The organism is Streptomyces sp. NPDC033177 (assembly GCF_055577715.1).
Window position 1 is genome coordinate 460233 of record NZ_JBVIPS010000004.1, and the last position, 24597, is coordinate 484829.

23 protein-coding genes and 1 pseudogene are annotated in these 24597 nt (G+C 68.0%); 17 read left to right on the top strand and 7 right to left on the bottom strand.

Annotated features, from left to right (window positions below; genetic code table 11):
- The first annotated feature begins 410 nt into the window (after positions 1-410).
- Positions 411-1010 (top strand): GOLPH3/VPS74 family protein, encoded by a 600-nt coding sequence (locus ACZ5U5_RS17045; RefSeq protein WP_469021975.1) that lies wholly within the window; start codon positions 411-413, stop codon positions 1008-1010.
- Between the two features lie 253 nt (positions 1011-1263).
- Here the strand turns inward: ACZ5U5_RS17045 and ACZ5U5_RS17050 are convergent, their stop codons facing one another.
- On the bottom strand, positions 1264-2121 hold the full coding sequence (locus ACZ5U5_RS17050; RefSeq protein ID WP_469021978.1) for a choice-of-anchor K domain-containing protein: 858 nt from the start codon (positions 2119-2121) through the stop codon (positions 1264-1266).
- A 603-nt stretch (positions 2122-2724) separates the two neighbouring features.
- Positions 2725-3564 carry a glycoside hydrolase family 19 protein gene (locus ACZ5U5_RS17055; protein ID WP_469022467.1) on the bottom strand — a complete coding sequence of 280 codons (840 nt, stop codon included), beginning with the start codon at positions 3562-3564 and terminating at the stop codon, positions 2725-2727.
- 161 nt (positions 3565-3725) lie between these two features.
- Here ACZ5U5_RS17055 and ACZ5U5_RS17060 point away from each other — a divergent pair, with 161 nt between their 5' ends.
- The 4 genes from ACZ5U5_RS17060 (at position 3726) to ACZ5U5_RS17075 (ending at position 6717) form a co-directional block, all read left to right on the top strand.
- Positions 3726-3920 carry a hypothetical protein gene (locus ACZ5U5_RS17060; RefSeq protein WP_469021980.1) on the top strand — a complete coding sequence of 65 codons (195 nt, stop codon included), beginning with the start codon at positions 3726-3728 and terminating at the stop codon, positions 3918-3920.
- Between the two features lie 288 nt (positions 3921-4208).
- Positions 4209-5369, top strand: a complete 1161-nt coding sequence (locus tag ACZ5U5_RS17065) for an alkaline phosphatase PhoX (protein ID WP_469021982.1) — start codon at positions 4209-4211, stop codon at positions 5367-5369.
- A gap of 351 nt (positions 5370-5720) precedes the next feature.
- Entirely contained in the window at positions 5721-6047 is a 327-nt protein-coding gene (locus ACZ5U5_RS17070) for a hypothetical protein (protein ID WP_469021984.1), read from the top strand.
- Positions 6048-6438: 391 nt separating this feature from the next.
- Complete coding sequence (locus tag ACZ5U5_RS17075) at positions 6439-6717, top strand: hypothetical protein (RefSeq protein WP_469021986.1); 279 nt, start codon at positions 6439-6441, stop codon at positions 6715-6717.
- Positions 6718-7154: 437 nt separating this feature from the next.
- Here the strand turns inward: ACZ5U5_RS17075 and ACZ5U5_RS17080 are convergent, their stop codons facing one another.
- Positions 7155-7343, bottom strand: a complete 189-nt coding sequence (locus tag ACZ5U5_RS17080; protein WP_469021989.1) for a hypothetical protein — start codon at positions 7341-7343, stop codon at positions 7155-7157.
- 298 nt (positions 7344-7641) lie between these two features.
- On the opposite strand from ACZ5U5_RS17080, the gene ACZ5U5_RS17085 reads away from it, so the two are divergent.
- Positions 7642-8088, top strand: coding sequence for a hypothetical protein (locus ACZ5U5_RS17085; protein WP_469021991.1), 447 nt, complete (start codon positions 7642-7644; stop codon positions 8086-8088).
- Between the two features lie 133 nt (positions 8089-8221).
- On the opposite strand, the gene ACZ5U5_RS17090 is transcribed toward ACZ5U5_RS17085, so the two are convergent.
- The gene (locus tag ACZ5U5_RS17090; RefSeq protein ID WP_469021994.1) at positions 8222-8809 is read right to left on the bottom strand and encodes a dihydrofolate reductase family protein; all 588 of its coding nucleotides are present in this window, start codon (positions 8807-8809) and stop codon (positions 8222-8224) included.
- Positions 8810-8875: 66 nt separating this feature from the next.
- On the opposite strand from ACZ5U5_RS17090, the gene ACZ5U5_RS17095 reads away from it, so the two are divergent.
- Positions 8876-9451: a TetR/AcrR family transcriptional regulator gene (locus ACZ5U5_RS17095; protein WP_469021997.1), complete on the top strand. Its 576-nt coding sequence runs from the start codon at positions 8876-8878 to the stop codon at positions 9449-9451.
- Positions 9452-9646: 195 nt separating this feature from the next.
- On the opposite strand, the pseudogene ACZ5U5_RS17100 reads toward ACZ5U5_RS17095, so the two are convergent.
- A pseudogene (locus ACZ5U5_RS17100) lies at positions 9647-10078 on the bottom strand (alkene reductase); the annotation flags it as partial.
- A gap of 54 nt (positions 10079-10132) precedes the next feature.
- Positions 10133-11395 (bottom strand): MFS transporter, encoded by a 1263-nt coding sequence (locus ACZ5U5_RS17105; RefSeq protein WP_469022000.1) that lies wholly within the window; start codon positions 11393-11395, stop codon positions 10133-10135.
- 112 nt (positions 11396-11507) lie between these two features.
- Here ACZ5U5_RS17105 and ACZ5U5_RS17110 point away from each other — a divergent pair, with 112 nt between their 5' ends.
- Both ACZ5U5_RS17110 and ACZ5U5_RS17115 read left to right on the top strand, forming a co-directional pair.
- Positions 11508-11885, top strand: coding sequence for an ArsR/SmtB family transcription factor (locus ACZ5U5_RS17110; RefSeq protein WP_469022003.1), 378 nt, complete (start codon positions 11508-11510; stop codon positions 11883-11885).
- 437 nt (positions 11886-12322) lie between these two features.
- Positions 12323-12853: a hypothetical protein gene (locus tag ACZ5U5_RS17115; RefSeq protein ID WP_469022006.1), complete on the top strand. Its 531-nt coding sequence runs from the start codon at positions 12323-12325 to the stop codon at positions 12851-12853.
- Between the two features lie 365 nt (positions 12854-13218).
- Here the strand turns inward: ACZ5U5_RS17115 and ACZ5U5_RS17120 are convergent, their stop codons facing one another.
- Complete coding sequence (locus ACZ5U5_RS17120) at positions 13219-14466, bottom strand: MFS transporter (RefSeq protein WP_469022008.1); 1248 nt, start codon at positions 14464-14466, stop codon at positions 13219-13221.
- 255 nt (positions 14467-14721) lie between these two features.
- Between ACZ5U5_RS17120 and ACZ5U5_RS17125 the strand changes: the two genes are divergently transcribed.
- From ACZ5U5_RS17125 to ACZ5U5_RS17160, 8 genes are all read left to right on the top strand, one after another.
- Positions 14722-15966 (top strand): aspartate aminotransferase family protein, encoded by a 1245-nt coding sequence (locus tag ACZ5U5_RS17125; RefSeq protein WP_469022010.1) that lies wholly within the window; start codon positions 14722-14724, stop codon positions 15964-15966.
- A gap of 1514 nt (positions 15967-17480) precedes the next feature.
- Positions 17481-18221 carry a TauD/TfdA dioxygenase family protein gene (locus ACZ5U5_RS17130; protein WP_469022013.1) on the top strand — a complete coding sequence of 247 codons (741 nt, stop codon included), beginning with the start codon at positions 17481-17483 and terminating at the stop codon, positions 18219-18221.
- Between the two features lie 17 nt (positions 18222-18238).
- Entirely contained in the window at positions 18239-18661 is a 423-nt protein-coding gene (gene panD, locus ACZ5U5_RS17135; protein WP_469022015.1) for an aspartate 1-decarboxylase, read from the top strand.
- Positions 18658-20031 (top strand): DUF6002 family protein, encoded by a 1374-nt coding sequence (locus tag ACZ5U5_RS17140; RefSeq protein WP_469022017.1) that lies wholly within the window; start codon positions 18658-18660, stop codon positions 20029-20031. Before panD ends, ACZ5U5_RS17140 begins: the two co-directional genes overlap by 4 nt.
- A gap of 32 nt (positions 20032-20063) precedes the next feature.
- On the top strand, positions 20064-21278 hold the full coding sequence (locus ACZ5U5_RS17145) for a hypothetical protein (RefSeq protein WP_469022020.1): 1215 nt from the start codon (positions 20064-20066) through the stop codon (positions 21276-21278).
- Positions 21275-22396 (top strand): hypothetical protein, encoded by a 1122-nt coding sequence (locus ACZ5U5_RS17150; protein WP_469022023.1) that lies wholly within the window; start codon positions 21275-21277, stop codon positions 22394-22396. The genes ACZ5U5_RS17145 and ACZ5U5_RS17150 overlap by 4 nt, the downstream gene beginning before the upstream one ends.
- Positions 22393-23220: a class I SAM-dependent methyltransferase gene (locus ACZ5U5_RS17155; protein ID WP_469022025.1), complete on the top strand. Its 828-nt coding sequence runs from the start codon at positions 22393-22395 to the stop codon at positions 23218-23220. Before ACZ5U5_RS17150 ends, ACZ5U5_RS17155 begins: the two co-directional genes overlap by 4 nt.
- A gap of 124 nt (positions 23221-23344) precedes the next feature.
- On the top strand, positions 23345-24577 hold the full coding sequence (locus tag ACZ5U5_RS17160; protein WP_469022028.1) for a hypothetical protein: 1233 nt from the start codon (positions 23345-23347) through the stop codon (positions 24575-24577).
- Positions 24578-24597 lie beyond the last annotated feature (20 nt).

Below are 24597 nucleotides of genomic sequence, written 5' to 3' on the forward strand. Positions count from 1 at the left end.
GCTCCGGACACGGACAGACCTCGCCGAACGCCGCGTCCACGGCCGTTCAACGTTCTGAGATGAGCCACTAGATCTGGCAGCAGAAGCTGGATGGCCCTCCAGACGCTTCAATAGTCTCCTCCCTCCATGCGGCGGGACTCGTGCGCAGACGCCACGCTTCGGATGTTCCTGTTCTCGTTGACCGTTCGCAGCCGCTCGACAGGCAGGCAGACGTAGCGGATCGGGGTGCAGGGCAGCGAAGATCTGCGGTGTGGACGTCGTCGGCAGAAGCTCCCGCCGCCTTGCGAAAGGCTTCGGTCGCGCGGGCGGGCGATACTGATCGTGACAGTCGCCCCGCCGCCGGGCCCGCCTGGGACGCGGGACCGTTGGAGGGGAGGCGCCTTTGCCGATGTCTTCGAGGGGAGCCGTTGATGACCACGGCGAAAGACCTGTTCATCATCGTCATGGATCTGAAGCATTCCGTGGGACAGGGCGACCTGTCCCTCGTACTGGCGGGAGCCGAGCTGATCGATCTCATCGGTGCGGGGGCGGTCGCCGTGGACGGCGAGTGCATCGTGCCGAGTGGACAGCCGACGTTGGACGATCGGTTCATGAACGAGGCCGCGGCAGGTCTCACTCGGCGGGCGCCCTACGAGCGGATCGAGGACTGGCTGTGGCGCCGGGGCCGCGACCTCGCGGCCGCGTACCAGGCCGCTTTGGAGGAGAACGAGGAGCTGAAGCCGCAGCGGAGCGGCCGACTGCCTTTCGGCTCGAAACGCGTAGAACCGGTCGATACGCCCGCGCGCCGTCGTGCAAGCGACCGCTGGAACGAGAAGGAGCCCGTCCTGGCCGCCCTCGCCTCGGTCGTGGGCATCGACGCCGGACGATCCGACGATGATCCCGGCCTCGATGACGAGGCGGTGACAACCGTGCTGGCCGCCGTCCACGACGCGGTGATGGAGCTGGAGGCCGTACGCCAGAGGCGGACCATCGAGAACGCGGCCTTCGCCAACCTCTGGCGCGGACCGTGAGCCGAACCCGCCTTCGGGATGCGGTCGAGTGCGACAGTGACGGCGACGCGGTCGCACGCCGGGCGGTTGCCTGCCCACCGCGAGCACTTCCTCGACTCCGGTTACGCCTCGCGGCCCACGGCCAGCCCCCTGTAGGGAATCTGACCGCCCGTCCCTGCACCCCACAAACCGCCCCGCGCGCGGTATTGCCCAGCCCCCCAGTGACCGTCGGCTTCCTCCTGCCGACGGTCACTGAGTCGGCTGAGTCGGCGGATTACGGCGTGGCGGCGGAGCCGTAGGCGTGCTCGGACACGAGGTTGCCGTCCGTATCACGCAGCTTGGCGGCGTCACCCCGATCGTTCCAGATGGGCCGCCCGCTTGCGTAGGTGTAGCCGCCCCACTGGGTGTGTATCTCGTTGGTGTAGATGCGGACGCGTTGACCGGGCAGGAGGACGGTGCCGGGCGGGAAGGTGAAGTTCTGCCCCGCGTCGTCGGCGCCGAGGACCCAGCCCGAGATGTCGGCGGGCGCGGTGCCCCGGTTGACGACCTCCACGAACTCGTCGGCCTGGGTGCGCTTGACCTGTCCCTTGAAGGACACGGTGGTGATGTGTACGTCCGGCTGTCCGGTGCGAGCGAGCACGGCGACGAGGTCGGCGCTGTTGGAACCGTTCTCCGGGCTGATGAACCGGTTGACGATCTGGCCGCCTTGTTTGAACCCCGTGATCACCACGGCGTATTCGGTGTTGTCGATGGTCACCGTCTCCGGAGACACCCTGGTGGGCAGGTCGACGATGTCTTCCGGGCTCGGGCCGACGTTGGGCGTCTCGTTGTGCTGGAAGCGGAAGCTGAAGTCGTGCGGTACCTGGTCTTCGAACAGGACCCGTGCGGCAAGGTCGACCTCGAACTGGTTCTGCGGCATCCCCTGGATGGGGAAGTTCTGGTGGGTGAACGTTCCCAGCGTGAACTCCGTGCCATCGAGTAGCACCTCGACGCTGCCGCCTGCGAAGAGATATCCGCTCTTGCCCCCGCCTGCCGGGACGCCCCACTTGACGTTGTCGCTGTTCAGCCCCTCAAGGTTGGGCGGGTTGATGGTGATGGCGGTCCAGGTGCCTGACGTGTCGACTTTGGACATGCGCCGGTCTCCTCTTCTGCCGATCGAGAGTCGGCCCGGCCGGGTGGCCGAGCGAGCTGAACGTAGCTGTGCGCACTGTCCACTCGGAAGGCAAATAACGCCACTATGCCGGTAGTTACCATGATTGGCCGGTTTCTCGCGGATGTGAACCGGATGCTCCAACGTTCACGTTTGGTCACCCGCCGACCACGACGCTGGAAAGAGCAACTGGGGCCAGCCGAGTCGGTCCGACACAACCCGGCTTCGAGCGTCGCTTCGCATGGTGACCGCATGGTGATGGCACTGGAACGCCTCCGCGTTGCGCCCCGATGTACTCCTCCGCGATCTGTGTCAGCAGACCGGGGAAGTTGGCGACGAGTTCGGGGAAGTTGGGCGGCATGGTGGCGCGGACGTGGCGTGGGAGCCGCCGAGCGTCAATACCTGGGCGACCCCTGCGGCGTTGAGGTGGCCGGTGGCTCATCCGGCACCGAGTTCGCGGCCGAGTGAGCCCGGCATTCGGTGTTCCTTTCGGCTGCTGCCACCGGAGCAGGGCGCGACGCACAGAGCCGGGCGGACCTGATACGGGATCAGGGCCGCCCGACCGCCGGGCGCGGGGGAGGAAGGTCAGCAGCTCAGGTTGGAGCCCGGCGTGGTGCCGAGGATCTGGGTGAACTGCTTGTAGCGGTCGACCCGGCTCTGGACCTGGCCGGGGTTGCCGCCGTTGCACTCCAGGCTGCCGTTGATGGCGCGGATGGTCTCACCGAAACCGCGGCTGTTGACCATGGCGTTGTGCGGCGTCATGGTGCCCGGACCTGACTGCGTGTTCCAGTACCAAAGACCGGTCTTCCAGGCGACCGCCGGGTCACGCTCCACCAGGTAGGGGTTGCGCAGGAGATCAATGCCGAGCGCGTCGCCCGCCGCCTTGTAGTTGAAGTTCCAGCTGAGCTGGATCGGACCGCGGCCGTAGTACGCGGCCTGTCCCGCGGGGCAGCCGTAAGGCTGGTTGGCGTCGCAGTAGTGCGGGTAATTGGCCTGGTTCTGCTCGACGATGTGCACCAGACCGCCGGTCTCGTGGTGGACGTTGGCGAGGAACGCTGCTGCTTCCTGGCGCTTGATGGTCTCGCTGCCGGTGTTGGCGAAGGCCGGGTACGCCTTGAGTGCGTCGGTCAGGCCCTTGTATGTGTAGAACGAGTTCCGGCTCGGGAACATCTGGTTGAACTGCGTTTGGCTGACCACGAATCCTGACGGGTCGGGGTTGCCCGGGTCGGTGCCGCCGCCGCAGGTGCCCGCGTCCGTCCAGACGTCGCTGCGGCCCGGCGTTTCGTTCTGGGTCCACCACTTGGCGGTCCAGTTGTGCCCGTTGTACGAGGCGGTGTTGCCGCCCGTGTAGACGGAGGAGGAGTTCCAGGGGGTTGCGCACGCGGCGGCGGACGCCGTGGCGGCGGCCGGGCCAAGGACGATCATCGCGCAGAGCGCAGCCAACGCTGCTGCGAAACTGATGAGACGTTTGATCACGCGGCATCTCCTTTCGGGCGGGCTAGAGGCGGGCTCCACGCCGCCAGGGGAGTGCCGGTGACTCAAGCGAAATGGTCTGGACCTGTCAAGGTCTGGACCAATATTGGTGTATGGCTGACCTGAATTCGCCGCGCACCGCCGACTGCACAGAACAGATCGCGGTCAACGAGGAAACCTCTCTCGCGTCCTGGACCGGCACGTGGCGCGCTCGGGTGCTGCGGTGGCCGGGACGCGTCCGTGATCGCCTCCCGGGCGCGCAACCAGCCGGGTCGGCCGGGTCCAAGACGGGTTCGTCGTCCCTGTAGGCGGCGATCCCACCGTCGCCTGGGAGGGTACGTGCGGCCACGTCGAGGAACCGCGGGGCACCGAAAGCAGCCGCGCCGCCGGTAAGGTCGATCAGGCCGGTCGTCGCCCACCGGCGAGGCGGCAGGCTCTGGCAAAGGGCGCGGTGCAACAGGCCGACAGCAGACGCCCGCACTTCACCGGTTGTTGACGCCCCGTCAATCCGCGACTTCTAGGTTCCGCAAGCACCCCTCGCAACCCCGCCGCCCGACCGGTGCGGCAGGGACGGTCACGAACCCTGGAGTGATCAAGTGGAACGTCGTAGTTTCCTGCGTGGAGCAGTCGTCGGCGGCACGGCAGCGGCATTCGGATACACGCTCATGCAGGGCGCGGCCTACGCGGCGCCGGCACAGAAGGGCCCCGGCCCCTACGGCGCGCTCGGCGCGGCAGACTCCAACGGCATCCAGCTGCCCAGCGGCTTCACCAGCCGGGGGATCGCCCGGTCCGGCCAGAAGGTCGGCTCCACCACTTACACCTGGCACAACGCCCCCGACGGCGGGGCCTGTTTCGCCGACGGCACGGGCTGGATCTACGTCTCCAACTCGGAGATCTCCGCCACCGGCGGCGCGGGCGCGATCAGGTTCAACTCGACAGGCTCCATCACCGCCTCGTACCGGATCCTGTCCAACACCAACCGCAACTGCGCCGGCGGGGCGACCCCCTGGAACACCTGGCTGTCCTGCGAGGAGATCAGCACCGGCTACGTCTACGAGACCGACCCGTGGGGCGTGAAGGCGGCCGTACGCCGCGATGCCATGGGCCGCTTCAACCACGAGGCAGCGGCCGCCGACCCGGTCCGCAAGGTGATCTACCTGACGGAGGACGCGTCGGACGGCTGCTTCTACCGGTTCGTTCCGTCCACATGGGGCAACCTGTCGGCGGGTACGCTCCAAGTCCTCAAGGCCGGAACGGCCACCTCCGGCAGCTTCACCTGGGCGACCGTGCCCGACCCGGACGGCTCGCCCACCCCCACCCGGGACCAGGTCTCCGGCGCCAAGCTGTTCAACGGCGGAGAGGGCTGCCACTACGCCAACGACACCGTCTGGTTCACCACCAAGGGCGATGGCCGCGTCTGGCAGCTCGACGTGGCAGCCGGCACCTATGAGCTGGCCTACGACGACTCCCTGGTCGTCGGTGGCGCAGCCCCGCTGACCGGCGTCGACAACGTCACCGGCTCGTCCTCCGGCGACCTGTACGTCGCGGAGGACGGCGGGAACATGGAGATCTGCATCATCACACCGGACGACGTGGTCGCGACGTTCCTGCGGATCAACGGCCAGTCCTCATCGGAGATCTGCGGCCCGGCCTTCTCGCCGGACGGCAAGCGCCTGTACTTTTCCAGCCAGCGCGGTACGAGCGGCAGCTCGTCCGGCGGCATCACCTACGAAGTCACAGGTCCCTTCCGCAGCTGACCGACCCACCGTCACGGTGGCGGGCCCGCCGTGTGCTGCTGCCGACGGGAGCCTGCTGACGTTGCGCGGGGAGGGCGGACTATTGGGCAGGTGGATTCGAGGGACGGTTGCAACACGCGGTGAGTTGATCAAGCCGCGAGCAGTGCAAGCAGCGGCTCGGCTGTGAGTTCCAGGGTTCCCAGCCGAACGCTGTTGCACAGGCGGGGGAGTACCCGCGGTGCAGATCGGGTGAAGAAGACCGCGAGGCCCTGGACCGGGATAGGGGGGACCCCCATATTGCTCACCATGCCGTCCTCTGACGCAACTGGTGCTCCCGGTGGGAAACGTGTCCTTCCGGCCCCGGTCCTCGTCGTGATCGTCTATGTCGGCCTCTTGGCCGTCCTTTTCGTCGCGTTCGGAATCGGGCTCGCGATCGCCAGTGGCGAGCCGGCCGCCTCCTTGCTCGCCCTCGTCGGCCTGCTGCCGGGCGCCACAGCCCTCGGGCTGTGGCAGGGCAACCGCGGAGCCCGGGTCGTGGCAATTCTGTTCTTCGGCGTACTGCCTGGCCTGTTGCTGCTCGGCGTGCCCAGCTCCGCCCGTGCATGGTTCAACCCAGACCTCTACCCGGCCGACCTGGATGACCTCGATGACCTGGATAGCCTCGACGGCGAGGCGACCGACATCGCAGATAGGTCTTGAGGTCAACGATTTGCTCGTACGCGCTTTCCGGAACCGTATCTTCCGCTTACCGCCCCGCTCGCGGACCGGGGTGAGACCGCTTTGGTCTGAAGCAGCTTGTTCGTCAAGCGTCAGAGGCGCGGGCGGAGAAGCAGAGCCAAAATCACAGGCGCCCTTCGCTCGAGAGGCTTCGATGCCCGTCATGCGCAAAAGCCATCCTCCGTTGCTCGCCGTTGCCGTCGCGCTCATGTTCTCTGCTCTCACGTCGTGTTCCTCGCCCTCTGCGGACGGGTCTTCCGACAAGGCACGGCCCAGCGAGTCCACCGCCAGGGCAAGCTCCGCGAAGCCGTCCCGACCGGCACCTTCACCCACTGGCCCCTGTGCTGACGGCACGTGTGAGATCAAGGTTTCTGTGGGCGACACCGTGACCGTGCCGCCCAAGTACGGACTCGGACCCATCAAGGTGGTGGCGATCACCGGAGGCAAAGTCGAGATGACCGCGCCCCTGACGGGAACGGGCTACAGCGTCTCTGGCTGTTCCGGAGGCGGCGGCGTGTCCTCGCAGGGTGGCGGCGGCGTCAGGCTCAGCTGCAGTGAGGGCCCCGCCGCCATCATCAACGACGCGATGAAGCTGAAGGTTGCCGAGGTGCTCGACGCCTCCGCCGCCCTTCGCATCGAACCCGCTGGATAATGCCTTCCGGCCAGGGGGCGCGGCTGGCAGTGGGCCGAACGCTCTGGTCTACCGATGGGGTCACGGCAGCGAGGGCGCAACACACGAGGCACCCGCACTGTTGAGAGAGATTCGGATTCTCAACTCATCAGCATGGGTGCCTCGTTGATTCGCCGCCCTGCCATACTCGGCCTCCCGCGCCGGGACGGCCCCCCCGGGCCCGTTTATGAAGCGGGGCAGGCCTGCGTCAGCGGTTCAGGGCGGGCTCCTGGTTGGTGAGATGGTCGTCACCACGGGGTGCGTGCCCCTCATCGGGAGCAAACGGGCTGTTGCTCAACATCGAGGAAAACTCCCTGCTCCGACCAGACCACCGACCCCGAAGCCCCAACCATGGTCACGATGGGGACACAAAGGCCGTGGTCGGCCCGACCACGGTCCGTAGTGAGACGGGCCGGGCCTCACTGCGGTGGGCTGGTGATGAATGGGTTGGGGAGGAGGGTTGCGGGGGAGGGGCGCCGCTGGTCGAGGCGGGCGCGGCGGTCGGATTCCCGGTCACGGTGGAACCAGATGCTCACCGCGCCGCTGGCTGGGACGATCAGCACGATCGACAGTGCAGTGAGCAGGGCCGTGCGGGTGCGGGTGCTCACAGTTCCTCCAGCATGGTTGCCGACAGGGCTATGGCGACCTCGCGGGCGCTGGGGGGTGCTGGGCTGGGCCACGTATTCGATGTGGAGGACGTCCTTGCCGAGAACAACGGTCAGTTCGGCTGTGGCCCAGTGTCCGACCCCGTCGTGGGAGGCGGATACGGAGCGGTCCTCGGTGAAGGCCTGCTCGCCCGCGCCGGAAACTTTGGTCGAGCCGTCGCCCGCCTTGCGTGCCCCCTGGTCGTCGCCGCGGATGTAGGGCTACTCCCTGCGTGGGGAGGGCTGCGCGATGATGGCGGGTGTGAGCAGAGAATCAGTGGTGCAGGCTGTATCGCTCCTGTATCAGGAGTTCATGACGTTGCCGTTTCCTTCCCGGTTGGCCGGAGCGGAACGGGCGGGCTGCGATCTGGTGATGCTGGACTCGGACACTGCGGGCTGGGTTTTCCTGTGGATCGAGAACGGCGGCGAGCTCGAAGCGCGGGGCCGTAGCGGTCTGTTGCGCTGCCTCGCTCGTCTGGAGCGGGTCATTCCTGTCCTGGGTGACGGGGACGATCCGCAGTACTGGCACCGTCTGCACGAGATGGCCTGCCGTGTCGCGGATAACTCACCCGCGGGCACCAGGCCAGGGAGATGGAGTGGAGGCCTGAAGATGAGCGTGCTTTCTGTCGCTCTGATCGGTGCGGTAATCGGACTTGTGGTGGGCCCGGTGGTCGTACTGCTGGTTGCAAGGGCCCGTAAGAGACGCTGAGTTGGCGTGGTTGTGTGCAAGGGGTGAGTAGCGCGGGGCTCGCGCAGAGTGTTTGGGAGGGTCCAGGAGGTTTTCGTGTCCGGGGACCGGTTCGTGCCCGTCGGCGGTGGACCATGGGGTGGCGCGGGAGGGGTCAGCGCCGGGTGAACCACGTCATGGTGACGTCGTTCGCGAATGATTTGCGGTCGGTCACTGTGAAGGGGGTGGGGTTGAAGTCTCCGTTGAAGAGCGCGATGCCGGATCCCGCCACGACGGGGTAGCTCTTGATGATCAGTTCATCGATCTCTGGAAGTAGTGAGGCGGCGAGGCGGCCCCCGCCGCAGAGCCAGATGTCCTGTCCCTCTTGGTTCTTGAGGTCGTGGATCAGTGCACGCGGGTCGCCGTCGATCAGGGTGACAGCAGGATCAGGGATGGAGCCGAGCGTGCTCGACACCACGTACTGGCGCAGATGTGCGTATGGGCTGCTCATGCCGTGCTTGAGCGCGGGGTGATAGGTGCCGTGGCCCATCAGCACCGTGTCGAAGCGGAGGTTGGGGGTGTGCGCGAGGCCTGCAGAATCACGCATGACGGTGGGCACGGTTTCCGGGTAGCGCGCGTTGACCCACGCGGCATAGTCGCCGGCCTGCTGTTCGTCGCCCACGGGATAGAAGTCGAATTGCCCCTCGGGGCCCGCGATGTAGCCATCGAGAGAAACTCCGATGTAGTAGACGAGTTTCCGCATGGAACTCCATTCGTTGTACTCTGGCTGTAGTGGTCGCAACGTAGTACTACGGTTGGAGTGGTGTCAATGGTGCGCAAGAACGCCGAGCGCAGGGCGACCCTCGTAGATGCCGCCATCGAGGTCTTGGCCAGGGAAGGCGCCCGTGGCCTGACGTTCCGTTCGGTGGACGTCGAGGCCGCGGTACCGGCAGGGACGGCGTCCAATTACTTCGCCAACCGAGATGAACTCCTCACCCAAGCGGGCTCCCGCGTCTACGAGCGCCTCCAACCGGATGACCTGATGGTTGCGCGGCACCGGGCGGCCGCACCGGACCGGGACACCTACGTGATGCTGATGCGCGAACTCATCAGCCGTATCGGCGCGTTCCGGGCCGGCTATCTGGCCCTGCTCGAACTCCGGCTGGAAGCGACCCGTCGCCCCGAGCTGCGCGCGGTGCTGACCGAAAAGGTCCGCGATGACATCGACGCCAACGTGGCCCACCACTTGGCCTCCGGCCTGCCCGGCGACGCGACCGCCGTCCGCCTGCTCTACCTGGCCTGCAACTGGCTCATCGTGGAACAGCACACCCTGCCGGAGGTCTTCTCCACAGCCGAACGGGAGGAGCTCGTCGCGGCTGCGGTCGAGCGCATCGTCGTGTTGTAAGCCCTCGCGAGCAATGGCCTATAGCTTGCGGCGGATGGGACGGCGGATTGGCGGTCAGCCTGCGGGGTCTGTCGGGCCCGCCTGGTCTGTCTGGTCCGCCAGGCCCAGCAGGGTTCAGGCAGAGTTCGCGCAGCGCATCGTGGGTGTCGCGTCGAGGCCGTGTGGGTCATCTGCGGTGGGTGAGGGGGTCAAGTTTCAGGCCGCGTGCTTGTAGGTGGGGTAGGTGATGTAGCCGGCGTCGCCGCCCTGGTAGAAGGTGTTCTCGTCGGTGGGTGCGAGGGGCAGGCGTGTGCGCAGGCGTTCGACCAGGTCGGGGTTGGCGAGGAAGTCGCGGCCGAAAGCGATCAGGTCGGTGCCCCCGCCCAGCCAGTGGTCGGCTTCTGCCATCCCGGTCTGGTTCGGGCGCCCGGGCATGGTGGGGTTGATGATCAGGGTGCACGGCCAGGCCTTGCGCAGGCGGAGGAGAGTGTCCTGGCCGGTGGTGGCCTCCAGGTGCACGTAGGCGATGTTGAGGCGGGCCAGTTCCGTCAGGGGAGCGGTGTTCAGCCCGACCGCCTCGTCCTCGCGCACACCCCAGATGCCGCCGCCGGGTGACAAGCGGATGCCGGTACGGGCTGCGCCCAAGGCCGACTGAGCTCGCGTGCGTAGCATTTGGCCGGGGCTCTTCCTGCGGCTGCTCCTTCAGGCCGGGTCGGTCAGCTGAGGGCGGGTGGCGCGCACAACCAGAACGCCGATGACCGCAAGACTCATCAGGATGGTGGCGAAGATCGTGGCCCCGTTGGTCAGCCCCACGGTGTCGCTGAGGTAGCCGGCCGAGACGGGCAGGAGGCCGGCGAGGAGGTAGCCGCCCACGTTGAGTGCGGCGTTGGCTTCGGCCAGGCGCTGGGGTGGCACGGTGGAGTTGAGCAGGGACAGGCCGGCGAGTTGGCCCATTCCCTGGCCGGCGCCGGCCAGCAGCGCGGACAGGATCAGGACGGCCACGGTCGAAGTGTGCGCGGCAACGATCAAGGTGATCATGCTCAGCGTGGTGCTGACCGCGCCGGTCGTGAGGATGGTGCGGCGGCTGTGGCGCTGCACGGCGAACTGCACGCCGGTGGCGGCCAGGAACATCACAAACGCCATGGCGCCCGCGACGATCCGGCTGGTGGTGCCCAGCAGCCCCGACAAAAGCGAGGGGCCCAGGGAGAGTACGAACGAGGTAGCGGTGATGCCGGGGGCGAAGACGGCGATGCCCAGCGTGAGCTGGCGCCCGTTACCGACCGGCACGCCGGGCACGCGCAGCCAGACGCCCGTGGCCCGCGCCTTGGGGCGGTGCACCGGCATCTTGAGAGCCACGAGCAGGGCGGTGGCCAGGAGCACGACCTCCACGGCGAACACGGTCGCGGTTGGTGCGGGCGCCACCTCGGAGAGCACGCCGGCGAGCAGCGGGCCGAGACCGGCCCCGAAGACCATCGCGCAGGAGGCGAGCAGGGCGGCGACCGGTTTGCGTGCGGGCCCGGCGACATCGGTGACCGCGGCCATACCCGCGGAGACGACAGCACCGACCGCGATCCCCGTGAACAGCCGGGCCACGATCAGTGCCATCACACTGCCGGCGGTGGCGAAGATCAGGCAGGCGGCCAGGGCGAGGGTGAGCGCGGGCACAAGGACCGGCTTGCGGCCGATGCGGTCGGACACCACGCCGCACACGAGCAGCGAGCCGATGAGCCCGACGATGTAGAAGGCGAACACCACGGTCAATGTGCCTTTGGAGAACCCGATGTCCCGCTGCCACAGCACGTACAGCGGGGTCGCCGCATTGGAGAGCACGAAGACGGCCGTGACCGGCCAGGCCGCCAACCAGACCCACCACAGCGGCGCGACAGGCCCCCCGTCGGCCTGCTCGCCGGCCTCAGGCGCCCTTGCGTCAACGGCGTGGACGGGCGCGGTCCGAGTCTCGGACATGACAGTTCCTCCCGGTCATTCCTGCCGGAACACCGGCAGTACGAGTCGAGTCGAACTTAGCATGCAGTACGATTGGAGTCGTACAGAGAAGATCACGTGATGAGGTCCAGCCATGCCCCCACACCCGAGCGCCGCGCACACCTTCAAGGTGCTTCCTGAACCGCCCGACCTGCCCGAACCCCTCCCCGAACCGACCACGCAAGAACTCCGTCTGGAAACCGTCCTCGGCGCCCTCAGCGACCCTCTGCGCCTGACGATCGTCCGCAGACTGCTCCTCAAGTCCGAAGCGTTCGACCACACCTGCGGTTGGTTCGGCTTCGACCGCCCCAAGTCCTCGCTGACCCACCACTTCAAAGCACTACGCGAGGCCGGAATCACCCGGCAGCGCCAATACGGCCTGGAGCGCCGAAGCCAGGTCCGCATCGACGACCTCAACGCCCGCTTCCCCGGCCTCCTGAACCTGGTCGCTGACTGGACACCCCAGACCTGACGCGTCCAAGGCGGCCACGTAGCGCGCCGGGACCGAGAGCGCCCTCAAGCGCGTTGCACCGGCTGGCAGGTGCGCATCTGCGGTGTGTGGCTGGGGTGTTGCGGGCCGGATGTCTGGCGTATCAGCGTCCGCAGCGGGCGATGTGACAGTCCTTCGCCCATCACCACGACATCGACCAGACCACAACCCCGGCGACCAACCCAGCTCAACGCTCGCGCAAAGCCTTGGATCTAGGGTCGCCCCGCCCCGCCAACTCGGCTACTGCGGCGCCGATATGCGTACACCCTTTGACTGCCCGGTACCCGGTTTGTCGTGGCCCCGATTGCGGAACCCCGGCCCTTGTCATCTCGGAGGCTGACGCTTTGTACGCCGCGGGGCGGAGCGAGTTCAACCTCCGAGGTGATCCGTAAGGTTATGCGTCCCGGCAGGGTGAATGCATGACGGCGAGAAGACATTCCCACCTGGACTCCGAAGCGACGGGCCTTGCACAGCACAGCGTGCCCGCCTGGGCAGAGCGCGTCGCGCACGCCATCCCGCTGGTTGTACTGCCCGTCGGCATCTGGCGACTGCCGATCGGCTTCGGGTACGGCATGGGCGGGGAGACCATGCCCCTTGCCTGGTTCAACGCCCCCTACGTCATCGGGCTGACGGTCCTCACCGAGGCCCTCGCACTGCTCAGTTTCGGGTTGGTCCGCCGCTGGGGTGAGGTCGTTCCGCACTGGGTGCCAAGGCTGGGCGGGCGACGTATCCCGCCGGTCGCCGCGATCGTCCCCGCAACCTTGGGCGGCCTCTTCTTCACCGCGCTCGGCATCCACTGGCTGCACCAGGCCGTTACCGTCGGGGCAGCAGCCTGGCCGTACGGCGACGGCTGGGATGTCCTCGCCATGATGACGAGCGGTCTGATGAACCTGTGGGGTCCACTGCTTCTGCTCCTCACGTATGCGTACTACCGACGCCGCCAGGCGTAATCCCAACCTTCGACGAGTACGCGTAATCGCGCTGAGAGGTCATTCCAGCCTTGAACGGCGTTTCGTAGCTCGCATGGGGATTCGCCGGACGTGGGGGCGGCCTTTGTCTGATCATGTGCTCCGACCGAGGTGCACGTGATCACGACGAAGGCCGTGGGGGTGGGGCGGTGAGAACGCTGGTGGAACTGACGCTGCTGCCCGAACATCGACGTGGGCACGGAGCGACATGCGGGGGAGGAGTCCACCTACGGCGAGCACAGTACCTGCACGAATTCAGCGTTTGCCGATGGTCGCTGGATGACCTGTGGTGCCTCTGGCGCAGCTTTCCCGCCGGGTCCACATGGCTGCGCCCTGCACCCGCTGGGCTACGTCGTCGAACGAGCTGGGCTGCCCTCGGTCCCAGGTTCTTCGGCCGATGACAACTCCCTGCGCCGGAAGGCGCGGGCGGCCAGAGTCAGTGGGGCGATCAACAACACAAGCACCGCGACAGCGCCTAGCGCGACCGGCAGGCTGGTCAAGTGGGCGGCCCCGCCCACCATGGGTGGACCGAGCAAAAATCCGCTATAGGCGACGGTGGTGGCAAACGCTACCTCGCGTTCTCCTCCGCCCCCATCGGCCCGCCGTCCGGCCGCGGCGCTCAACTCCATGACGACGGGTGACGCGTACGCCAAACCGATACCAGCGACGGCGAAGCCCGCGAAGGTGAACGCCGGCGACGGCGCCACGACCGCGGTGGACAGCCCCAACCCACCGATCGCCGCGCCCCCGATGAGCATCCTCGGTGCACCCCACCGACGTTGAATGGTCTCCCCGCACAAGCGCGTGCAGGCCATGGTGATCGAGAAGCATGCGTAGATCAGTGCGCCGGAGGCCTCGCTGAGACCGCGCTCCTGCACACCGAACAGTGCCGACCAGTCGGCGGTCGCACCTTCGGCTATCGAGGCGCACAGTGCCACGCCGCCGAGCAGCCACAGTGCCGGTCGCTTGAACGGGGCCCGCCCGCCATGCCCGCTCTGTGCGGGCACCTTCAGTCGTTCCTCGACAGGGATCCAGCGGGCGATGCCGACGGTGACGGCGCCGCAGATCACCGCGACGATGACGAAATGACGGCTCGGTTCCAGGCTTTGAGCCGCCGCGGCCGCCGCGCCGACCGAACCGGCCAGTGTGCCGAAACTGAAGGCTGCGTGGAACAGCGGCATGATTGCCCGGCCCGTCCGCCGGGTCGCGGTGACGCCGGACACGTTCATCGCCACGTCCATCGCACCGACCATTCCGCCGAGCACGATCAGCAGAAGGCCGAGTGTCGCGGGCGACCTCGCCAAGGTCAGCGCCGGAAGCATCGCTGACCCGGCAACGCCGGAGACCGTCATCACGATGCGAGCACCGAACGCCGCGCACAGCCGCCCGGCGAGCATCGAAGCGGCGATCATGCCTACGCTGGCGCCGAGTAGGGACAGCCCGAGTGCGCCTTCGTCCGCGCCAATCTGTTCGGCCAGCGCCGGTACTCGGGGGGCCCATGTGCCAAGCAGCGCGCCGTTGAGAACGAAGGCGCCGAGTACCGCGATGATCCCTGGGTCCCTGTTGCCGGTTCGGTGCGGATGGGCAGCGGTCATTGTCAGCTCCATCCTGGCCCGGTTCTGGTCGAGCCCAAGTTGGCCCGGCGCCTGCACAGCTGCGGAGATCTGCGTGGATAACGCCGATGGAGCCGAGCGTAGGTTTGCCGAAAGTCCCCGCCAACAGGTATGGCAGGTTCACGCCAAGAATGGCGGGTACACGTTATGCGGGTGCGGCGTCAGGCGGCAACCCCTCACGCTCTCCACAAGAACGAGGAGATGTCAGTCCGCACAATTTCTCCCGGAGGAGCCACGATGGTCAAGCGGAACCTGCCCCTGGACCTGAACGAATCCCGACGGCTGCTGGAGAGGGCGGCGCGCGTCGACGCGACCCAGGCCTATTCCGGTTATGTGCTGGAACGCGATCGTCTGGTGGACGGCGAATACCCGCTGTACGGAGAGCGGGCATCTGGGGCGTACGTATGGGATGTTGACGGGAACCGATATACGGATTTCATTCTGGCCTACGGCACGATCATCCTCGGTCACGCCGATCCGGTGGTGTCCGAGGCGGTCATCCGCGAGATCCGGGACGGGTTCGCCATCACTCTGCGGAAAAAGACCCAGGTGGAACTCGCCGAATTGCTCATTTCGGTGGTTCCGCACGCCGATCGGGTGTTCCTGCTCAAGAGCGGTTCGGACGCGACGAGCGCGGCGGTGCGGTTGAGCCGGGCGCACACCGGACGCGAGCGGGTGATTCGGTGGGGGTACAACGGCTGGCATGACTGGTGTGCCAACCGACCGGCGGGTGTGCCCCAGTCCGCCCAACGCGCGGTCAGCACGTTCAAGTACAACGACCTGACCAGTCTGGAGCAGGAGTTCCGCCGATATCCCGGCGAGGTGGCCTGCCTGCTGATGATGCCGTTCGAGGAGGAACCCCCCGACGACGGCTTTTTGGCCGCGGCCGCCGAGATGGCTCGGCAACACGGCGCCCTCTTCGTGCTCGACGAGATGCGCTCCGGTTTCCGGGTCGCGCTGGGCGGTGCGCAGGAGCGGTACGAGGTGCGGGCGGACATCGTGACCTTCAGCAAAGCAATTGCTAACGGCTACCCCATCTCGGCAGTAGTGGGTCGTGAGGAGGTCATGCGGGCCGTGGGCGAAGTGCACATCGGGTCGACCTTCCACGTAAACGGAGCAGAGATGGCCGCCGCCGTCGCGACGATCACCCAACTCCGTGACTCCAGCGCTCTGAAACATATCGAGGAATTAGGGGCGGCTTTGCAGCATGGCCTGGCCGAGCAGATTCTGCGATCCGGGCTCGACGCGCATGTGTTGGGTGTTCCGCAGATGCCCTTCATGCGCTTTCGGTACACCGATGACGCTACGCGGCAACGGATTCAGGATGCCTTCTTCACCGAAACCACACGTTGCGGGATCTTGTTCCACCCCAACCACCACTGGTACATCAGTGCAGCGATGACCCGTGACGACATCGAGGCCGCTCTCGATGCCACCGCGGCCGGATTTCGGGCGGCGGACATCGCGGCGAGCCGCGGTTGAGTCGGCAAGGCAGGGTTGTGTCGACCGTCAGTCAGTGCTCCCCTCCCGGCTGCCCCTGTCGATCTTGACGGATCCGTGATCAGACAGCGGGGGAGAGGCTGCAACCGGTGCACATGCCGCCGTGCCGACCAGCGTGCCGACGCGGATCATTCCCGGGTGTTCCCCACCTGTCCTCCGAGCGATGCTTCCCTGCGTCGGGGCGTCGGGGCGTCGGCATGGTGGCGCGCCAGCGGCCGTGCGCTCGACCTGCGTTCGGGCACGCGTTCCCCTCGGAGCCGACTGGAGATGTCCGCCTCCTTGGGGGGCGTGGCTGCGGGGCGCTGCGGCCCGGCACGCCGTCGCGGGGTGCTGGGGTAGCGGCCCCTCGCGACGCTGCCGTAGGTCACCGCCCTCCACGCGCAGGTGGACCCGCAGTGCGCTTCGGTCGATCGCCCCGCCCCGTTGTGCCGCTGCGGAGCCCACGAGAGGCGAGACAGCCGTGCAGGCAGGCCGGCTTCAGCCTGCCGTAAGGGAATCATGGCGCAGGCGCCCAGACTTCTGGCTGCCTGTCACCACGTGCTGCAGGGGCGTAGCACCCTCGGTGATACGTGCCCGACTGCGTGGGCGAGCTGTGCGCGACGATGTCGAGGAGCAGGTCAACAACTGCCGCGCCGTGCTGCGGGACGGGGGTCGGCGGCGCCGGGTGCAAGCCGCCGGGTGCTGCTTTGCGCGTCGCCGCGTTCCTGCACGCCGGGCTGCTGACGTTGCCGAGATGGCCGGTGATCTTGCCCCCTGACGACGGCCTCCCTCCAGAGCTGTTTACGGTCCGCTGCTGCAGCAGTCCGCTCGCACGTTGGGGGGCGCACCCGTCTTCGCCGGAAGCCGCCTGGCTGCACCGTGTCTGGTGCGACTCCTCGGCTTCGGCCCCGTCTCGATTCCTCTGCTGAAACACCCGCCGACGCGGCTCCCGATCACGTCTACTCCCGTTCATACGGGCTGAGTTGAGGGCTGCGGCCTCAGGCAAAGTCAAGGGGGTCTGGTTTCCGACCGTCCCAATCCGTCGCTGGAGGGAAAGCGGGAGGATCTGGCTCATGTGCCGCGAATAGGTGGCACTGGTTTTCGGACGACCTTGAGGGGCTTAAAAGTTGCCGGACCATAAGAATCCTCGCGTTCGAGCTGGCCCTTCGGGATGGCCGCACGCTACCGCGGCGAAGATTGGTTTCGGCTTGAACTGCCCCGTTAGGGACGCGAGTTGCGGGAGAAACGGGCTGTGCAACCCCGGGAGGGATCTGGCAGTGTTCCCTCCCTCGAAGCAGGCGATTGTACTTCCGGTGCCGATTCGAACGGACGCCGCGCGAGCGGCAACCCCAGATGCCCGGCACCCGGAACCACCGACGGCACGGCCCGCGGCACCCGAGAAGGCTTCAACTGGCCAAGCTCGGCGCGTTCACGGCAGGCCGTAGGTCCCCCCACCCGCACCCCCCACCCCTGAACTCCGGCACAGACACCCACACCCCCACGGCACGGAGGAGCCAATGGCTCATTCTCCCATCAGTATCCTGTCGCAGCTCGACTTCAACGGGGAGCCGCTGCAGGAGGAGCTGCTTCAGCGCACCTTCCACCAACTCATGGACGAGCACGGCTATGTGCTCCTGTGCAACGTGACCGAGGAGTTCGAACCCGTGCGCTTCTGCCGGGGCCTTGGTGACTTCGTCCCCAACTACACGGGCGCCGTGGTGGGGGACGTACGTCCCGAGCCGGGCATGGACGATGTGTACCACGCCGGTAACACGCGGCCTCTCACCCCGCACTCAGAGGGATACGACTTCGCGATCACCCCGCCGCGCTACATCGCCTTGTGGTGCGTGACTCCCGCCGAGGGCCAGGGCGGCGAGACGACGATCATGGATACCCGTCCTCTGGTGGAGGGTCTGTCCGACCAGGAGAGGCAGCACTTCCTGACGACGGACTACCAGTGGAAGACCACTGAGGGCGTGCAGCGGCTCGGACTCGACCTGCACACCCAGCACCCGATCCTTGAGGAACACCCCAAGGGCCCCATCGTCAGGTTCAGTTGCAACAACCTCATACGTGACGACGAGGACCTGGCCGCAGAGCTGCAGACCCGTTGGCACAAGACCTTTGAGCGTGATCACGTCGCGGTGGCATACCGGGAGCGGGACATGCTCGTCTGGGACAACTGGCGACTCCTGCACGCGCGCAACGCCTTCAGCGACCGCAGCCGACACCTGCGCCGCATCCAAATCGCCGACTGACGACTGCAGAGGCCACCATGTTTCGGACCATGCTCCACAGCAAGATCCACCGTGCCACCGTCACTCAGGCCGACCTGAACTACGTGGGGTCGGTGACCATCGACAAGACACTGATGGAAGCTTCCGACCTGCTTCCCGGCCAGCAGGTCGACATCGTCGACATCAACAACGGCAACCGGCTGACCACTTACGTCATCGAGGGCGAGAGCGACAGCGGCGTCATCGGAATCAATGGCGCAGCCGCCAGGCTGATCGCTCCCGGCGACCTAGTGATCATCATCGGGTACCAGATGGTGAGCGAGCGCGAGGCGCGGTCCCTCCGTCCGCACATCGTCTTCGTGGACCAGCGCAACCGACCCGTCACCGTTGGGGAGGACCCGGCCGAGTCCCCGATCGCGGAACTGACGCGCGGTGACGTGCTGCAGGGAGCCTCCCGATGACCACCACGACGCGTCCCGCCGAGGCATCGGCCCTCTCATCCGGGCAGGAAGCCTTCTGCCCGGCAGTGCTCTCCCACTACGACCGGGAGCTGCGGGAGGTTCTCTCGGCCGCTGCCGCCGGCTCGACGGCTGCGGGGTTCGTTCCCCGCTGGGAACTGCCCGAGCCCAGCCCGGCGCTCGAGGCCTTCTTCGCGCCCTCCACCATGAGCGTGCACCAGCTCCGACAGCAGCAGGCCACCGGCATCAGCCTGCTGAACCTGATGCACAACCCGCGTACCCGCACGACCAAGACATTCGCTTCCCTTGTCATCGTCGCCCGCGCCGTCGCCCACATCCGGCGCACCGGCGAACCCATCATGATCATCACGCCGTCCAGTGCCAACAAGGCCACTGCGCTGCGCGACGCCGTGCTGCGGGCACACGAGACGGGGCTGGCCTCCCCGCAGGAGCTGCGCATCGTTGCCGTGGTGCCCGCCGCCTCCGTCGCCAAGGTCTGGGACTCGCCCTTGGCGCATGATCAGGAGCTGCGCCGTGCCAACCCGGTGGCGGTTCTGCGCGCCGGGGCTCCCGGCCAGGTCAAGCAACTCGCACGGGCGATCGCCGACGAGGAGTCCGGCCAGCTGCTCGACGCTCACGGGGTGAGGCTGTGGCACACCCTCGACCTGGGCAACTACATGGTCGCCGACGCGATGCGGGCCCTGTTCGAGCGGGATAGCCTGCCGCCCCGGCCGCGCATCCACGCGCACTCGGTCTCCAGCGCGTTCGGGCTGCTCGGCCACTTCCACGGGCAGCAGTGGCACACCGGACGCGAGTGGCCCGAGGAGGGCGCCGGCTATTTCCTCGTACAGCATCTGGGTACGCCGGACATGGTCGCCAGCCTCTACCACGACCGCTTCGACTACCGGCCCTGCTGGACCGTCCGGGAAGGACTGGTGGTCCAGGACAAGGACCCGCATTTCCCGTTCGCCGCCTACTCTCTCGACGAACAGCTCGATCCGACCTTCTACACCCGAACCCCGGCCACCTCGCCCCGGATGAACGAGATCATCCGCCGGCAGGGGGGCGGTGGCATCGTCGTGTCGCTGGCGGAGTGCCTGCAGCGCTATGCGGCGATCCGCGAGCTGCTCGCCCCGCATGACGTGCGTCTTCCCGTCGACCCCCGCGACCTGCGCGAATGGTCTCTGGTCATGGCGCTCACCGGCGTACTCAACGCCATCGACCGGGGTCTGCTCACCGACCCCGAGGTGCTGGTGCACGCCTCCGGCTCGTACAGCGCCGAGGACTTCCTGCCCGCCCGGGCCGGCGACCTCAGGACCGTCGACTCGGTCGACGAGCTGCGCGCCCTGGTGCGGACCGCTGCCGCCTCCTGACCCTCGTCCGCTCCTTCCTCAGGGGGACATCCGTGACCGCCCTCTCCTCGGAACGGCACGCCACCGCGACCGCTCCGCCGCTCCCCGACGAACAGGCCCGCCCTTTCGCGGTGCTCCGCTCGCGGCTGGCGTACACCTGGAACAACAGTCCGCACACCGGCTGGCGCACCGCGCGCCGACTGGCCGACACCACCGGTCGAACGGTCACTGCGACCATCTCCCACGGGCCGTCGGGGGGACCGGTCATTGCCTACCTCGGCCTTCCGCAGGGAGAGGCCAACATCCTGCAACTCCTGGAGCACCAGCGGGCGCGGCTCGCACCTGTCGAAGGGCCGGACCCGGAGCGCAGACAAGAGCGCGTCACCTGGCAGCGGCTGGCGGCCGGCAGCTGGCCGCAGGCCGACCTCGTCGTCGTCGGCGCCGACAGCAGTCGCATGCATCGCCTGCCGGGTGCTGCGGCAGTCACCGCCCCCTTCCGCGTCCACCTGGTCGTCGATGTTCCCCACGACGCCGAAGAGCTGCAGCGGCAGATTTCCAAGCGGGAACGCTGGGAGTTCAACCGCAACCAGCGTGCGCGCGAGTGGTATCTGGAGGAGGACCCGTCACCGCAAGCCCTCGCCTTCTTCTACTGGCGGATGCACCGGCCGACCATGGCACGGCGGCACGGCGATCGGAGCCGCAGCGAGAGCGCCGCAGCAGCGCGGCACGCCATCCTCCCGAACGGCACCCTGCTCTTTGTCACCGCCCCCAACGGGCAACGGGTGGCCGGTGTGCTGTGCCACTGGTCCGCGGACCGCCGCACGTTGACCACCCGGCTGCTCGGTGTCCTGAACGGCGACGAACGGCACTACACGGACGGAGCGTTCAAGGCCGTCTACCACCTGCTGCTGCGGTGGGCCCGCGAACGCAGGGTCCCTCAGGTGGACTTCTTCGGAACCGAGGCGTTCATCAGCAAGGGCATCTTCCAGTGGAAGCGCAAGTTCTCCCCCCGCGTGGTGCTGCCCCCCAACCACTTCGCGGACAAGCAGATCCGCATGTACATCCGCCGCGACACACCCCAGGTGCGGGACCTGCTGGTGGCCAATCCGCTGCTGTGCTGGGACAAAGGTCCGGGCGGACGGCAGCTGGTGCCCACGTACTTCACGGACGCTCAGCGACCGCCGCGCCTCGACCTCAGCGCACGCTGCCCCGGACTGCCTGAACCGCGCCTTGTGGACCTCGACGTCCTGGGCCGGGGGCGGGCGTGAGCCGGCCGGGCATAGCCGTCGCGGGCACCGGGGCGTTCGCCGGCGCACTGGTGCGGGCGCTGGCGCGGCAGCGTGAACCGCTGGCCGTGCACGTCCTGAGCTCGGATGGGCGACGCGCCGAGGACCTCGCCGAACTGGGCCGCGACCACGCGGCGCTGGTCGGCTCGCCCACCACCTGTACGGCTCACCGGGTGGACGTGGGCCATCTTGACGAGCCCGAACGGCTCTTGGGCCGGCTACGGCCCGACGCCCTGGTCGTCTCCACCTCCGAACACAGCCCGACGGAGCGGACGAGGGCCCCGTCCGCCTGGACCGCCCTCCTGGCGGAGGCCGGGTTTGGCCTGACGCTGCCGCTGCAGGCCACGCACGCACTGCGCTACGGACAGGCCTGCCAACGCGTCACGCCGGACACCATGCTGGTCAACGCGTGTTTCCCGGACGCCGTCAATCCTGTGCTCACCGCCCTTGGCACCCCGGTGGCCTGCGGGCTGGGCAACGTGGCGACCCTCGCCGCAGCGCTCGCGGCCCGACTGGACCTCGCCAGCCAGCGCCCCCTGCACCTGCTGGCCCATCACGCCCACCTGCACGCGCCGGCGTCCCCAGACGACGACGTGCGGGCCTGGCTCAACGACGAGGCCACCGACCTCTCCGGAGCGCTCACATCGCTCCGGCGACGCGACCGCGCTCACCTCAACGAGGTCGGCGCCGCCGCGGCCGCCGCACCGCTGGTCGCTCTGGTGGGCGCCGGGCCCACCCACCACGGCCATCTGCCGGGGCCCGCGGGACTGCCCGGCGGCTACCCGGTGACCGTGAGCCACCAGCACGTCGAACTGCGGCTGCCGCCCGGTGTGTCACGCAGCCAGGCGATCGCCTGGAATACCGAACGCGGCCGGCTCGACGGCACAGCCGTCGGCTCCGATGGTGCCGTCCGGCTGGAGGAGCCCGCGCTGGCCGCACTGCGCCGCCACTGGCCGGACGCCCCCAGCCAGTGGCCCGCGAACGACCTGACCCGGCTGCGCACCTGCCTGCTGCAGCTGCGGGACCAGCTGCGTTCGCTGCCCGCTCGCGAGCCGGCCGGGCCGCCCCCCACCCCCCCACTTCAAGGAGCCCACCCGTGACCGTGGCAGACAGGTACCTCATGGGTGCCGCCACCAGCGAGCTGGACCGCATGCTGTTCCAGGGCGAGCTGTTCCGCCGGGAGGCCGAGCAACTGCTGGAGAGATGCGGCCCCGGCCCAGGCGCCCGCGCCCTGGACGTGGGCTGCGGACCGCTGGGCATCGTCGATCTGCTCGCCGAACGCGTCGGAACAGACGGCGAGGTGGTCGGGCTCGACGTGCAGGCGGAGATGGTGGACCGTGCCCGGCGGGAGATCGCCGACCGTGGCCTGGGCAACGTCCGGCTGGTACACGGCGACGCCGCGAAGAGCGGGGAGCAGCCGGCCGCTTTCGATTTCGTGCACACCCGGCTGGTGCTGATGAACGTGCCCCACTCCGACGCCGTCCTGAACGAGATGATCACGCTGACACGTCCCGGAGGGATCGTCGCCGTGCAGGACGTCGACTGGGTCACCCGCCTATGCGATCCGCCGCACCCCGCGTGGCACCAACTGGTCGAGGCCCTCTCCGAACTGTGGCGGCTCAACGGCATGGACGTGCGGCTGGGCCGCCGCCTGCCACGACTGCTGCGCGACGCCGGACTCGTCGACGTACAGGTGGACGCCTCCGCCCGGGTGTTCCAACCCGACCACCCCTACCAGACGCTGTTGGTGGATCGGGCCGAGCTGTGCCGGAGCTCCCTCGTGGACCGCGGACTGATCTCATCCGGCGAGCTCGACCGCTGTATCACCGAATTGCGGTGCCACCTGGCGGAACCCGGCACCGTGGTCGTCCATCCGCTGCTCTTCCAGGCCTGGGGCCGTCGCCCGCAGAACAACGCCGCCTGACCACCTGCGCCCAGGAGAAAGACGTACCCCTATGCCCGAAACATCGTTGCGGCCGGCCGGAACCCACCTCGTAGCCTCCTCTGCGGAGCGGGTCCGTGAACAGTTGCTGCACGGAATGCGCGACGTGCCCTTCCCGCCCCGGGCCGTGCCCCTACAACCTGTGCTGCTGCCCCGGCCGGTCTACGAGGAGCTGCACACGGCGGCCGCCCGGGTACTGCGGGTCCTGACCAAAGTGGCGTACCACCTGGGCGGCGACCGCGCCGAACGGCTCGCAGCTCTGGGAGTGGATCCCGCCGAGTGCCCCCTGTTCACCTCCGACGAGGCGTGGGAGTGGCGCTACGCGGCGTGCATCGCCCGGCCGGACGCCTTCGTCACCGCTGATGGCGTGAAGTTCATCGAGTACAACGCCGGCGGCGGGGTGGGCGCCGCGGTGCAGACCCAGCTGCTGGCCGACACGTGGGTGGACACGATCTACCACGACCAGCGTCTGTTCGCCTACCGGCCCTTCACGGCGCGCGCCGACATGTTCGACGCCATGTGCCGTGCCGAGGACGTACCGCGCGCGGTCGTCCTGCAGGGCAGCGTGGCCGACCTGGTGCGCGGGGTCAGTAATACCCGCTACTTCGACGTCGAGGTGGACTACTTGCGCAAGCGGGGTTTCGAGGCGGCGTTCTTCGAGCCCGAAGACCTGGTGGAGGGCGTGATCGGGCCCGGCGGGCGGCTGCGCTACCCGGTGGGCCTGCGCCACTTCACCGTGCAGGAGTGGACCGAACTCGGTGTGGACTTCTCGCCGGTGGGTGAAGTCATCAAGGCCGGATGCCAGTTGGTCGCCTCCGAGACGTCGTCCCTGCTGTTCAACAAGAAGCTCATGGGAGTTGCCTCCGAGGGCCACCCCGCCATGACGGCCGAGGAACGCCGGCTCATGGACAACTACGTTCCCTGGACTCGCGTCACCGGTGACCGCGACGTGGTCTACGAAGGCCGGACCTGGCTGCTGGCGGACCTGCTGCTCGCCCGGCCCGAGGAGTTCCTGCTCAAGGGCGCCACCGGCATGAAGGGGGAGCAAGTGATCATGGGCCGCGACAGCGACGCCGCCGCTTGGGCGCAGGCCGTGGCCGAGGCTGTCCTTCGCCAGGACAGCATCGCGCAGCAGCGGGTGGAGTCCCTGCGGTACCCGGTGAGCACCCTGGCCCGAAACGGCGAGGTCTACACCTCCCGGGTAGCGCCCGTGCTGGGACCGTTCGTCATCGGTGACGCGCCGGCCGGCTGCCTGGCGCGCTACTTCGACGACGGCCAGGACGGCGTGATCAGCGTGGAACGGCACGGCGCAGCGCAGAACGTCGCCGTGGCGGCGTGAAGGGCCGGAACGAGGGACTG

Bases quoted from the DNA above. Each gene is read 5' to 3' on its own strand.
- ACZ5U5_RS17045 (WP_469021975.1), top strand. From the start codon at position 411: ATGACCACGGCGAAAGACCTGTTCATCATCGTCATGGATCTGAAGCAT.
- ACZ5U5_RS17050 (WP_469021978.1), bottom strand. From the start codon at position 2,121: ATGTCCAAAGTCGACACGTCAGGCACCTGGACCGCCATCACCATCAAC.
- ACZ5U5_RS17055 (WP_469022467.1), bottom strand. From the start codon at position 3,564: ATGATCGTCCTTGGCCCGGCCGCCGCCACGGCGTCCGCCGCCGCGTGC.
- ACZ5U5_RS17060 (WP_469021980.1), top strand. From the start codon at position 3,726: ATGGCTGACCTGAATTCGCCGCGCACCGCCGACTGCACAGAACAGATC.
- ACZ5U5_RS17090 (WP_469021994.1), bottom strand. From the start codon at position 8,809: ATGCGGAAACTCGTCTACTACATCGGAGTTTCTCTCGATGGCTACATC.
- ACZ5U5_RS17095 (WP_469021997.1), top strand. From the start codon at position 8,876: ATGGTGCGCAAGAACGCCGAGCGCAGGGCGACCCTCGTAGATGCCGCC.
- ACZ5U5_RS17105 (WP_469022000.1), bottom strand. From the start codon at position 11,395: ATGTCCGAGACTCGGACCGCGCCCGTCCACGCCGTTGACGCAAGGGCG.
- ACZ5U5_RS17110 (WP_469022003.1), top strand. From the start codon at position 11,508: ATGCCCCCACACCCGAGCGCCGCGCACACCTTCAAGGTGCTTCCTGAA.
- ACZ5U5_RS17115 (WP_469022006.1), top strand. From the start codon at position 12,323: ATGACGGCGAGAAGACATTCCCACCTGGACTCCGAAGCGACGGGCCTT.
- ACZ5U5_RS17120 (WP_469022008.1), bottom strand. From the start codon at position 14,466: ATGACCGCTGCCCATCCGCACCGAACCGGCAACAGGGACCCAGGGATC.
- ACZ5U5_RS17125 (WP_469022010.1), top strand. From the start codon at position 14,722: ATGGTCAAGCGGAACCTGCCCCTGGACCTGAACGAATCCCGACGGCTG.
- ACZ5U5_RS17130 (WP_469022013.1), top strand. From the start codon at position 17,481: ATGGCTCATTCTCCCATCAGTATCCTGTCGCAGCTCGACTTCAACGGG.
- panD (WP_469022015.1), top strand. From the start codon at position 18,239: ATGTTTCGGACCATGCTCCACAGCAAGATCCACCGTGCCACCGTCACT.
- ACZ5U5_RS17140 (WP_469022017.1), top strand. From the start codon at position 18,658: ATGACCACCACGACGCGTCCCGCCGAGGCATCGGCCCTCTCATCCGGG.